Source organism: Bradyrhizobium sp. 142 (assembly GCF_023074015.1).
Taxonomy (GTDB): domain Bacteria; phylum Pseudomonadota; class Alphaproteobacteria; order Rhizobiales; family Xanthobacteraceae; genus Bradyrhizobium.
The window spans coordinates 38,298-49,662 of sequence record NZ_JADPKQ010000517.1 but is presented as its reverse complement, the minus strand read 5'-3'; the positions used below and the strand labels follow the sequence as shown (position 1 = coordinate 49,662).

7 protein-coding genes and 1 tRNA gene are annotated in these 11,365 nt (G+C 62.5%); 6 read left to right on the top strand and 2 right to left on the bottom strand.

Annotated features, from left to right (window positions below; translation table 11 throughout):
* Positions 1-725 precede the first annotated feature (725 nt).
* The 4 genes from IVA82_RS46425 (at position 726) to IVA82_RS46410 (ending at position 4,642) form a co-directional block, all read left to right on the top strand.
* Positions 726-2,288: a 2-isopropylmalate synthase gene (locus tag IVA82_RS46425; protein WP_247386964.1), complete on the top strand. Its 1,563-nt coding sequence runs from the start codon at positions 726-728 to the stop codon at positions 2,286-2,288.
* A 307-nt stretch (positions 2,289-2,595) separates the two neighbouring features.
* Positions 2,596-3,597 (top strand): TRAP transporter substrate-binding protein, encoded by a 1,002-nt coding sequence (locus IVA82_RS46420; protein ID WP_247386963.1) that lies wholly within the window; start codon positions 2,596-2,598, stop codon positions 3,595-3,597.
* A gap of 187 nt (positions 3,598-3,784) precedes the next feature.
* The gene (locus tag IVA82_RS46415) at positions 3,785-4,399 is read left to right on the top strand and encodes a Spy/CpxP family protein refolding chaperone (RefSeq protein WP_247386962.1); all 615 of its coding nucleotides are present in this window, start codon (positions 3,785-3,787) and stop codon (positions 4,397-4,399) included.
* A 167-nt stretch (positions 4,400-4,566) separates the two neighbouring features.
* Positions 4,567-4,642: transfer RNA gene (locus tag IVA82_RS46410), tRNA-Lys, on the top strand.
* A gap of 300 nt (positions 4,643-4,942) precedes the next feature.
* On the opposite strand, the gene IVA82_RS46405 is transcribed toward IVA82_RS46410, so the two are convergent.
* Positions 4,943-6,469: a hypothetical protein gene (locus IVA82_RS46405; RefSeq protein WP_247386961.1), complete on the bottom strand. Its 1,527-nt coding sequence runs from the start codon at positions 6,467-6,469 to the stop codon at positions 4,943-4,945.
* A gap of 803 nt (positions 6,470-7,272) precedes the next feature.
* Positions 7,273-8,103 carry an IclR family transcriptional regulator gene (locus tag IVA82_RS46400; RefSeq protein ID WP_247386960.1) on the bottom strand — a complete coding sequence of 277 codons (831 nt, stop codon included), beginning with the start codon at positions 8,101-8,103 and terminating at the stop codon, positions 7,273-7,275.
* A 326-nt stretch (positions 8,104-8,429) separates the two neighbouring features.
* Here IVA82_RS46400 and IVA82_RS46395 point away from each other — a divergent pair, with 326 nt between their 5' ends.
* Positions 8,430-9,221 (top strand): enoyl-CoA hydratase-related protein, encoded by a 792-nt coding sequence (locus tag IVA82_RS46395; protein ID WP_247386959.1) that lies wholly within the window; start codon positions 8,430-8,432, stop codon positions 9,219-9,221.
* Positions 9,222-9,225: 4 nt separating this feature from the next.
* On the top strand, positions 9,226-11,325 hold the full coding sequence (locus tag IVA82_RS46390) for an acetate--CoA ligase family protein (protein ID WP_247386958.1): 2,100 nt from the start codon (positions 9,226-9,228) through the stop codon (positions 11,323-11,325).
* Positions 11,326-11,365 lie beyond the last annotated feature (40 nt).

Sequence of the window (11,365 nt, the reverse complement as noted above, 5' to 3'; positions counted from 1 at the left end):
CGCTCTCTCAGAGGGGTCCCGTCCTTGCTGGGCTTTGCCTCCACCCGTGCATGAAAGATCAGGGTACCGGGCTGCGCGCCCGACCGGATACAAGGTGATGCGGTCCTGCCGCATTGTCATTCACGGCCCAGGCCTCGCATCACGTCACACCTGTTATCGTCATCGCGTGCGTTGCAGGGACGCCATTGTGGCGCCGAGCTCGTCGCGCTCAAGGCCGCTGCCGCGCCGTCTCCGGCGGTGGCCTACGGCCAGCCTTGACCGCTCCTCGCCGCGGCGCCCAAGACCGCCGCCATCAAACGACGCCCTCTTGACAACTCACTCCCCATACGAGGATGACGGGACCGGGAGGGTCGCCACCTGCAACCAGGTCAACTCCGCTGACCATCTTTTGGCGTTGCAGTTGCGCCTATTTCTCGTCTAAGAACGTCCCATTGAGTTCCCGGCAACCTATCGTCAACGGTTTTGACTGAGGATTTGTGGGCTCAAAAAGGGTCTGGCAATGCTGATTCGCGGCCAAATCGATGGGATTTCGAGGGAGGTGGCTCTGGCCGCCGCCACGATCCCGGCCGCGCTGCCCACCCTTCTTATTGGCGGGCTTCTTCTTACTTGCCCCTGAGGGCCGGCTGGGCGCTGCGCGCCTGGGCACTCAGGGGATGTACGAGATCAGCGGACCCCGACAGCGCCCAAGGAAATGACCGGCGCGAAAGCTCAAAAGGAAATTTGAAATGGCTCCCGTGAACAAGTCCGACAAGGACCGCGTCATCATTTTCGACACCACGCTGCGCGACGGCGAGCAGTGCCCCGGCGCCACCATGACCTTCGAGGAGAAGCTCGAGGTCGCCGAGCTGCTGGACGATATGGGGGTCGACGTCATCGAAGCCGGCTTCCCCATCACCTCCGAAGGCGACTTCCAGGCGGTCAGCGAAATCGCCCGACGTTCCAAGAGCGCGGTGATCGCTGGCTTGTCGCGCGCGCATCCGGCCGACATCGACCGCTGCGCCGAAGCAGTTAAGTTCGCAAAGCGTGGCCGCGTCCATACCGTGATCGCGACCTCGCCGCTGCACATGCGGGTGAAGCTGAACAAGACCCCGGAGCAGGTGCTTGAGACCTCGATTGCTATGGTCGCGCGCGCGCGCAACCAGATCGACGACGTCGAATGGTCGGCCGAGGACGGCACGCGCAGCGAGATGGATTTCCTCTGCCGCATCGTGGAGGCGGTTATCAAGGCCGGCGCGACCACGGTGAACATCCCCGACACCGTCGGCTACACGACGCCGGACGAATATACCCACTTCATGAAGACGCTGATCGAGCGCGTGCCGAACTCCGACAAGGCGGTGTTCTCGGTGCACTGCCATAATGATCTCGGCATGGCGGTTGCGAACTCGCTGGCCGGCATCGTCGGCGGCGCGCGCCAGGTCGAGTGCACCATCAACGGCATCGGCGAGCGCGCCGGCAACGCCGCACTCGAAGAGATCGTGATGGCGATCAATGTACGCAATGACAAATTCCCCTACTGGAATAAGATCGACACCACGCAGCTCACTCGCGCCTCGAAGGTGGTGTCGGCGGCGACCTCGTTCCCGGTGCAGTACAACAAGGCCATCGTCGGCCGTAACGCGTTCGCACACGAGAGCGGCATCCATCAGGACGGCGTGCTGAAGGACGCGTCCACCTACGAGATCATGCGCCCCGAAATGGTCGGCCTGAAGCAGTCGTCGCTGGTGCTCGGCAAACACTCCGGCCGCCATGCTTTCGTGCACAAGCTGGAGGAGATGGGCTACAAGCTCGGTCCGAACCAGCTGGAGGATGCGTTCACGCGGATGAAGGCCTTGGCCGACCGCAAGAAGGACATCTACGACGAGGACATCGAGGCGCTGGTCGACGAGGAGATGGCCGCGTCGCACGACCGCATCAAGCTGACCTCGCTGACCGTGATCGCCGGCACCCATGGTCCGCAGCGCGCGACCATGAAGCTCGACGTCGACGGGCAGATCAAGATCGAGGAAGCCGAGGGCAACGGCCCGGTGGACGCGGTGTTCAACTGCATCAAGCGCCTGGTGCCGCACGAGGCCAAGCTCGAGCTCTATCAGGTGCACGCGGTGACTGAAGGCACCGACGCGCAGGCCGAAGTCTCGGTGCGGCTGTCGCATGAGGGACGTGCGATGACGGCCCGCGCGGCGGACCCGGACACGCTGGTGGCCTCGGCAAAAGCCTATCTCGGCGCGCTCAACAAGATGGTGATGAAGCGCCAGCGCGATACGGTAACAACGGCGGCGGCGAGCTGACGTTGTCGACTTCGCCTCTCCCGCTTGCGGGAGAGGCCGACGCGCCCCGGCCGATGCGAAGCGCCGATGCGAAGCATCGTCCCGAGCGCGTCTCTCCTCTCGGGGATACTCGCTTGCGGAGACACCCTCTCCCCGACCCTCTCCCGCAAGCGGGAGAGGGAGCGCAGGGGAGTTTGCGGCATTCAACATGAATAGCTGCCCTGCTAACGGCCAATAGCAGGTGGTGGTGTTGGCCTGTATGGATGTGGCTGGCATGAGGACAGGCCGCCCGCGCGCCGGGCGGCCCAAAAAACAGCAGGGAGAGATTATGCGCACCTTCGCGATCGCGGCGTCCGTCGCGGTATTGACCTTGAGTCTTGTCGGCCCCGCCAGCGCCGACCCCATTATCATCAAGTTCAGCCACGTCGTCGCCACCGACACGCCGAAGGGCAAGGCGTCGGAGAAGTTCAAGGAGCTTGCCGAGAAATACACCGGCGGCAAGGTCAAGGTCGAAGTCTATCCGAACTCGACGCTCTACAAGGACAAGGAAGAGCTCGAGGCGCTTCAGCTCGGGAGCGTGCAGATGCTGGCGCCGTCCAACTCGAAATTCGGACCGCTCGGCATCCGCGAATTCGAAGTGTTCGATCTGCCCTATATCCTTCCCGACCTGAAGACGCTGCGCAAGGTGACGGAAGGCCCGCTCGGCGCGAGACTGCTCAAGCTGCTGGACTCCAAGGGGATCACCGGCCTCGCCTACTGGGACAACGGCTTCAAGCAGATGAGCGCCAACAAGAAGCTGGTGACGCCTGGCGACTACCAGGGCGTCAAGTTCCGTATCCAGTCCTCACGGGTGCTCCAGGCCCAGTTCAAGACTCTCGGCTCGCTCCCGCAAGTGATGGCTTTCGGGGAAGTCTACCAGGCGCTCCAGACCGGCGTGGTCGACGGCCAGGAAAACACCTGGTCGAACATCTATACCCAGAAGATGCACGAGGTGCAGAAGTACATCACCGAGACCAACCACGGCTATATCGGCTACGTCGTGATCGTGAACAAGAAGTTCTGGGACGAGCTGCCGGCCGACATCCGCGACCAGCTTACAAAGGCGATGAAGGAGGCGACTGACTTCAACAATACGCAGTCGCAGAAGGAGAACAACGACGCGCTCGCCGAGATCAAGAAGAGCGGCAAGAGCGAGATCATCAAGCTGACGCCGGAGCAGGACGAGGCGATGCGCAAGGCGATGGAGTCGGTCTATAAGGACGCCGCAGGCCGCATCGGCCAGCCGCTGATCGACGAGTTCCAGAAGGAAGCGAAGAGCACGACGAACTGACATGAGCGGGAGGGCTCCTGTCGGTATCAGGAGCCCTCCGGTTCATTCATGACATCCCTGTTGCGAATGATTTCAAACTGCGACAACGAATTACATCTTGGTAAGGGTAAGTCTCTGTCCAACTTGTAAGTTGAATGCGATGGCGCTTGCGCTCATCTTCTGGAGCATCCTTCCAGAGGAGGTCCGTATGAAGAAGTTCACCATCGCCGCCATCGCCGCGCTCAGCATCGCCGGCTCGGGCGCGGTCTATGCCCAATATCATCATCGCCCGTGGATGTCGGAGCACTTCCGCCACACGCGCATGAACCCGGAAGACCGCGCCGCCTTCGTCGACGCGCGGATCGCCGCGGTCCATGCCGGGCTGAAGCTCAATGCCGATCAGGACAAGCTGTGGCCGCCGGTCGAGACCGCGGTGCGTGAGCTCGCCAAGCTGCGCATCGACCGCGCCAATGCGCGGATGAATGCCGGCCCCGGAGACGCCGACAAGGATGCCGGCAAGCCGGATGATCCGGTTGCCCGCCTGCGCCAGCGTGCCGAGGACATGGGCGCGACCTCCGCGGCCCTGAAGAAGATCGCCGATGCGGCCGAGCCCCTCTACAAGACGCTGGATGACGGCCAGAAGCGGCGCCTCGCCGTGCTGACCCGCCATCGCGGTCCGTTCGGCGGCGGCGACGACGGTCCGCACCACCGCTTCATGGAGCGTGGCATGGACCGCATGATGGAGCGGGGTATGGATCGCTTCCATGGCGACCATTTCGACCGGGACGGCGGTCCGGACCGGGATCGCGAGGGCCGGCTGTAAGGGGGCGGGATTTTCCGGGGACTAACCTTGGCGAAGCCGCTGGAATTCAGCGGCTTTTCGCATTTTGGGGCCTGTGGACGAACCGTTGGAAAACCTTCGTTGCATCGCTTGCCATACCCGGTTCGCTTTGCTAAACGACCGGCCTCGCAAGGCTTTGACCGCCTTTCGGGCGCATAGCTCAGTTGGTAGAGCAGCTGACTCTTAATCAGCGGGTCCCAGGTTCGAGCCCTGGTGCGCCCACCACCCTTAAGTGATTGGCCCGCAAGGGCTTTTTTTAATTTCTCCGACGGAACAAACCCGGTTTCGTGCGACGTTTTTTGTGGTCGGACGTCGCACGCGATGCGACGAGATGTAGGGACTGTTCCTTTCGGTTTAAAGCGAGGAGCTGGCTCGGTCGATTTTGCTTGGTTTCAGGCCGATGGTCGGCTGTGACGATTGCTTAGGCCCAAGCCGTTGTCGGGGCGCTGTGCGGACGCCAATACTGACAGGTCGGGCTCGGGGGATTCCGAAGGGCTTCAGCGAGCCGAAGACCCCGGTCTGCGATCAGCCCTTCATCCCTTCCTTTCGCACCTGCAATTGAAGTCGGTCGATACCGGAATCGGCGCGATCCACATTGCGGGCGCGGTAGTGCTTCACGATGGTCTGCGCACTTCGGTACGAGTGCCCGGTGATATCGCAGATCGTCAACAGGTCGCAACCGGCCCGATCGAGTAGCATTACGCAGGTATCGCGTAGATCTTGGTCGTGCTTCTGGTCGAGTTCACCGGCGCCGTTGACGAACATTAGCGCCGGGCATGGCTTCAGGCGCCACGCCGTCTCATCGCCATTACTGTCACGCGCCGCCTGCGCGTCCAACCATTCCGCCAACGCACGCTTGCGCTGATCGATCGCGCGGGCACGCTGCGCCTTGTTCTCTTCATCCAGCGGGAAGGCCGCGAACAGGTTGTCGACGTTTCCGATCAGTTCGGAGTTCAGCCGCTCTGCGCGAACGATTGCCTGACGGATGGTGTCACGTGCCAGAAAGCCGAAAACGGCGACCGCGCGCGCAGTTGAGACCCAATGGCGATAAGTGCTCTCGTCGTACGGCTCACCATTGTCCTCGTTGACGACGAGTTCGAACGGGACCGTCTCAAGCTGAAGACGTAACTTGAGCTCCTTTACGCGCACGCGAGATGCGTTCAGCCGCGCGCTGAGTTGTGGCGCCTCCTTGATGTCGACCAGTTCGCCAGTCTTGCTCTGTCGGAACGCGTGACGTCCCTCGACACCGCTCTCGTTGCGCATGATCAGACGGTCGGTCTGGCGCTGTCCGGTGAAAAGCGCGAGGTAGAAGCTATCGCCGATCGATGGCCGCTCGATCGCATCGGCTGCAGCGACCCACGCTGAAAACTCAGGCATTGCGACTAGCACGATGCGACCGTCTGGATGATCGAACTCCATGCCTTCTCGCGGGTTGGGCCCGAGGCGCCACAGGATGCTTTCCTGCCCCCAAGTGAATGCGGATGAGAGTGCCGCAATCATCGCAAGCGCCATATGATGGCCGCGCACCGATTTCGCGTAGTTGTAGAATGCTCGGAACTCCGGCTTGCCGATCGATGAGGGCGTAGCAGTCGCGATCGCTTCGAGTTCACGCGTAGGCTCGGCTAAACCGAGCAGCTTAGCGGCACGGATTTCGGCACGCATCTTCGCCGCGCCCTCGCGCGTCTGCGGTCGGTACAGGATGGCGGAGATGCACTTGCCATAGGAGGATTGAGATGAGGCCGATAGCGCCTTGAACTCGTCCGATTTGCTCCAGTCGTCGAGAAGATCTTCGATCGTGCTCCGTTTGCGAACTGTAATTTTCTTCGGCAGTTTGCCGGCGCGGCGCGCCGCCTCGATCTCAGACTTTCGTTTGTCGGAGAAATCCGACGACTCCTGAAGATTGAACCATCGGCCGACCGGGCGGCCATTTTCATCGTGGGGCGGATGACGCAAGTCGCCATCGACAAAGCCGAGTGCTCTGGCGTAAGCGCCATGCGATGAGCGTGGACGGCCGTCACGCCACTTCACGTAAGGAAACTTCGGATCGGCCATAGATAGCCTCGGTGCCAAGTAAAATGCGGCAACTATTGGAATCTAGCCCGCCAGAATGTCAAGCGCCGTGATGTCCATAGGCCATTCGTAGCCGCTCGCGATGTTCTTCATCGGTCGCTGCCGGCGGTGGCGCGAATGTGTCATTAGCGATCGTCTTCGGACGCAGTGGATGATGCCGAGTCAGCCAGGCATCGAAGCCGGTACATTCCCATTTCAGCGGTCCGCGTTCGCTGATCGGCGCCGGCAAGCCATCGCGCTCGTGCCGGAGGCGGCGCGTGCGATAGAATGTATCTAGTGAAACACCTATCGTTCTCGCGACCTCAGTCGAGGAATAGGGCGGCTGCATGCTCTGGGGGCGCAAATGCATAGTCCGCAATGCCTCGCCACTCTTTCGCTTTTTTGACTGAAGTAGATGAAGCAGAGAAGGCCAAAGGTGAAAAGCATTCTGCATCAAGCGTAGGGGATTCGGCTTCTTTGGAGTGCGAAAAGGATGCATCGCCGCTACTTCGCACGTTCACTCGCCGTCCTTGGCGATTTACGGTATCAAGACGTAACTGATGCGGTGAGCCCAACCGCGCTTGATGGGGATGGGAATTTCACTGGCCGGTCAGCGAACGCAAACCAGCAACCAGGCCGTTATGAGCGGCGCGACATCGATCGGGTTCGTTGATTTTCCAGTAGTCTTGTTTGATTCCGAGCGCGCTTATTGCATCCTGTTCAGGCCGTTTCTGGTGCGGAAGTGGTGCGGGGCAACTGGAGGCGGATGCCCGATCGTTTGAGGTTTCTCGGAAACGTGTCCAATCTCAAATCGATGCAAGCTCTTGGGACTGCTGATGCCGTAGGAGGGTTGGATCGGGGCGGGACCCCGAGAGTGCCTCCTTGCATCGCGCCGCGAACTCCATGAGGTATTTGCCAATTTCTGCGCCAAGGGCTTCGGTTGATTCAATGTCTTGCATGCTCATGTTGAGCGCGTAAATCGGCAGACCTTCGAGGACGATCGGAGTGGCGACGGCGAGTACGCCGGGCTGCCAGGAGACCGCACAATAGCCGTCGCGCCTGACCGCTCGAATTGATTTCTGCACCTCGGCGATTAGCGCCTTGGTGGCGGCGGCATTGCGTCGCCTGAATTGCGCGAGCAGCGTGTCGCGGGCCTTGTCCGGGATCCCCGCGAGATAGGCACGCCCGAGCGAGGTCAATTCCATCGGCACCTGTTGACCGGCCACGATGCTACGCAGCGTCGGGCGCGGGTTGTAGCGAATGGATTCAAGGTAGACCATCATCGTACGATCCGCCGTTGCGAGACCGACGTTCAGCCGGCGCCGCGTGGATTCAGCCCGCATCAGCGGGCCGAGCACCTTGAGCACAGGCGATCCCATGCGGACGGCGTGGCCGAGGCTGAGTACGGCGGCGGCAAGCCGATAGGTTCGCTCGATCCGGACTTCGTAGAGCATGCCGACCTCGACCAAGGTCTTGGTCAGTCGGCTGACGGTGGAGCGGGGTAGGCCGGTGCGCTCGGCGATCTCGCCGTTGCCGAGCGTATCGACGCCGGGCCGGAAGGCACGCAGGATCTCGATGCCCCGCTCCAGCGACCGATTTCCATTTGCGCCGCCAGAATATTGCCGCGCTGAAGCCATGCCGCGTCCCTCCGACCAATTCCATTAAGTGGAAATCGGGCATATCCGCTTTTATGACACTTCATTATACAAGCAAGCAATAAAACAAAGCGCGAAGCATCTCGGGAGCACGAAACGCAATGTCTAACATTCCTGTCAGGTAACCTGCGGCTTGGTCCGGTTCGGTGATTTGGACGCGACGGACGCCGGCTTGAAATCGATACATCGTGGGTCCCTCGGCGCAGGCGTGCCGAGATGTCCGGGGCGGCACTCCGCCGGCGCGGCCGGAATGATGCGTCCTCCACGATATCTCTGCTTAGCGCCAAACAACGATCGAAGGCTTGCACATGACCTACCAGCTCATCGAATTCTCAGTGGACGCCGGTGTCGCGACAATCGCCCTGAACAGGCCCGACCGCCGGAACGCCATGAGCGACGACATGCGCTCGCAATTCGTGGACGCGCTCCAAGCGGTCACGAGCGACAGCGCGATCCGGGCGCTGGTGCTGACGGGGCGGGGCACCGCCTTCTGCGCAGGCGGCGATATCAGCGGCATGAAGCGGCGCCTGGAAGCTCCGCAAGGCGAAGTCGCGTTCAACGGCTGGAGCCGCCAACAGGGCGTGCATCGGGTCCAATCCATGCTGCTCAACCTGCCCAAGCCGACCATCGCCGCGGTCAACGGCGCGGCGGCCGGTCTTGGCGCTGATACTGCGCTCGCGTGCGATTTCCTGATCGGCTCGGAGCGTTCGAAGTTCACCTGGTCCTACATCAGGCGCGGATTGATCCCCGACGGCGGCGGATCCTATCTTCTGCCGCGCCGGGTCGGACTTCCCAGAGCGAAGGAGCTGATTTTCACCGGGCGGATGGTCGAAGCAGACGAGGCGCTCGCGTTCGGCATTCTCGACCGCAAGGTGGCGTCCGGTGAGCTGTTGTCGGCCGCGCAGGCGTGGGCCGTCGAGCTCGCGCTGGGATCGCGGACCGCGCTCGCGCTGGGCAAAAAAATCCTGAACCAGACCTTCGAGCGTTCGACCCACGAGATCTTCGATCTCGGCAGCCAGGCGCAGGCCGTCTGCTACACCAGCGCCGAGCACCGCGAAGCGGTGATGACGTTCCTCGCAAAGTCGTCCTCTAAGGAGTGATGCCATGAACGCCATCGCACGCCTCGTTCGGCCCCGGAGTGTCGCCGTCATCGGCGCTTCCGCCGATCCAGGCAAGACCTCGGGACGGCCGGTGTCATTCCTGCAAAAGCACGGCTTTTCGGGCGCGATTTACCCGGTCAACCCGAAGGTCGAACGCATCGGTGAGCTCACCTGCTATCCCGATGTCGGGGCGCTACCGGCGGTGCCCGACGTCGGGATCGTCCTCCTGGGCGCGGAGCGTGCGCATCTCGCCGTGGGGGAGCTCGCCAGAAGAGGTGTCGCCGCAGCGATCGTCCTTGCGAGCGGCTATACCGAAACTGGCGAGGAGGGGGCCTTGCGCCAGAAAGAGCTTCTGGAAGCTGCCGGCTCAATGCGGATTCTCGGTCCCAATACCATCGGGCTCGTCAACCTGACGGACAATATCGTGCTGTCGGCCTCGGGCGCACTGGCGATGGATCACTTCCCCGCCGGCCCAATCGGGCTCGTGTCGCAGAGCGGCGGAATCCTTGGGGCGTTGCTCTCCCGCGCGGCGGCGCGAGGCATCGGGTTGTCGAAGCTTGTCTCCACCAGCAACGAAGCCGACCTCGAGCTTTCGGACTTCATCGAGTTTCTTGCAGTGGACGAAGCCACCAAGGTGATCGCGCTGTATGTCGAAGCGATCCGGCATCCAGTCCGTTTCCGTGAAGCGGTCCGAAAAGCGCGACTGGCCGGCAAGCCAGTGGTGGCCTTCAAGATCGGCCGCTCGGAGGCCGGAGCCAAGGCGGCCGTCTCGCACACCGGCGCGCTGGCGGGCTCGGATCGCATGTACGATGCCCTGTTCAGGCAGCTCGGCGTGATCCGGGCGAAGACGTTCGAGGACCTGCTCGACATACCGGCGGCTCTCGCTGCGGGGCGGAAGCTCAACGGAAAGCGCGTGGCGATCCTCACCTCCACGGGCGGCGCCGGAACAATCGTTTCCGACAGCCTCGGCGTCGCCGGATTCGAGACGCCTGCGCCAGATGCCGAGACCGCGGCTCGTCTTGCTTCGCTGCAATCCGGCTCCCATGCCAATCTCGACCGCAATCCGGTCGATTTGACTCTGGCCGGCCTACACCCGGACATCCTGCGGGGAGCGATCCGCACTTTGCTTGCCAGCCCGTCTTATGATGCCCTGGTGATAATTGCAGGGTCGTCTGCCCTCGGATCTCCGGCGCTCCTTGCAGATGCCGTGCACGACTGCCTGCCATCCTCCGACAAGCCGGTCATCGCTTATGTCAGCCCATACGCGCCGAACGTCGGCACAGTTCTCACGGCGCGCGGCGTGCCAGCCTACGCGTCGGCCGAAAGCTGCGCGTCTGCATTCTCAGGCTTGCTCCTGGCGGCCCAGTGTTCGCAGCACGAAGTTGCTTCGTCGATCGAACGGCAGGTCAACATCAGCGACTTTTCTCCTGGCTCACTCGACGAGGCTCAGGCCAAGGCGCTCTTCACCCGGTTCGGCATTTCCGCGGTGAACGAGCGGATCGTCAAGACGCCGGCGGAGGCCGAAGCGACCGCGGGAGAACTTGGCGGAAAGGTCGTGCTGAAAATCCTGTCGGGCGAGATCACGCACAAGAGCGATGTCGGTGGCGTCGCGGTTAATCTGACGCCGGATACGATCGGCGGACGGCTGACCACCATGGTGAAGGACGTGGAGAAGGCGACCGGCGAGCGTCCGCAACGCTTCCTGGTGCAGGAGATGGTCGCGGGTGGCACCGAGCTGATCCTGGGCATGCACCGCGATCCGCTCGGCACGGCGATCCTGCTCGGGATGGGCGGCGTCACCGCGGAGCTTTTCAAGGATACGACCATGCGCCTTTTGCCGCCGCAGGGTGGCCTCAGCCGGGATGAAGCGCTCTCGATGCTGCATGACCTCATTACCTGGCCGTTGCTAGACGGATTTCGGGGACGACCGAAGGCGGACGTCGAGGCGCTGGTGTCGACGATCGTGGCCTTTTCGCTGATGGCCGCGCAGCTCGGCGAGCGCCTGGTCGAGGCCGAGATCAACCCCGTCTTCGTCTTGCCGGCAGGCCATGGCGTGCGGGCCGCGGACGGCGTCGTGGTGCTGGGAGCGGCAAGCGAGACGTGACGCCATCGGCGCTCCGCCGAGACAACAACAACAGGGATGG

Excerpts from the sequence above, each read along its gene's own strand:
- IVA82_RS46425 (WP_247386964.1), top strand. The coding sequence starts at position 726 with ATGGCTCCCGTGAACAAGTCCGACAAGGACCGCGTCATCATTTTCGAC.
- IVA82_RS46420 (WP_247386963.1), top strand. The coding sequence starts at position 2,596 with ATGCGCACCTTCGCGATCGCGGCGTCCGTCGCGGTATTGACCTTGAGT.
- IVA82_RS46415 (WP_247386962.1), top strand. The coding sequence starts at position 3,785 with ATGAAGAAGTTCACCATCGCCGCCATCGCCGCGCTCAGCATCGCCGGC.
- IVA82_RS46405 (WP_247386961.1), bottom strand. The coding sequence starts at position 6,469 with ATGGCCGATCCGAAGTTTCCTTACGTGAAGTGGCGTGACGGCCGTCCA.
- IVA82_RS46400 (WP_247386960.1), bottom strand. The coding sequence starts at position 8,103 with ATGGCTTCAGCGCGGCAATATTCTGGCGGCGCAAATGGAAATCGGTCG.
- IVA82_RS46395 (WP_247386959.1), top strand. The coding sequence starts at position 8,430 with ATGACCTACCAGCTCATCGAATTCTCAGTGGACGCCGGTGTCGCGACA.
- IVA82_RS46390 (WP_247386958.1), top strand. The coding sequence starts at position 9,226 with ATGAACGCCATCGCACGCCTCGTTCGGCCCCGGAGTGTCGCCGTCATC.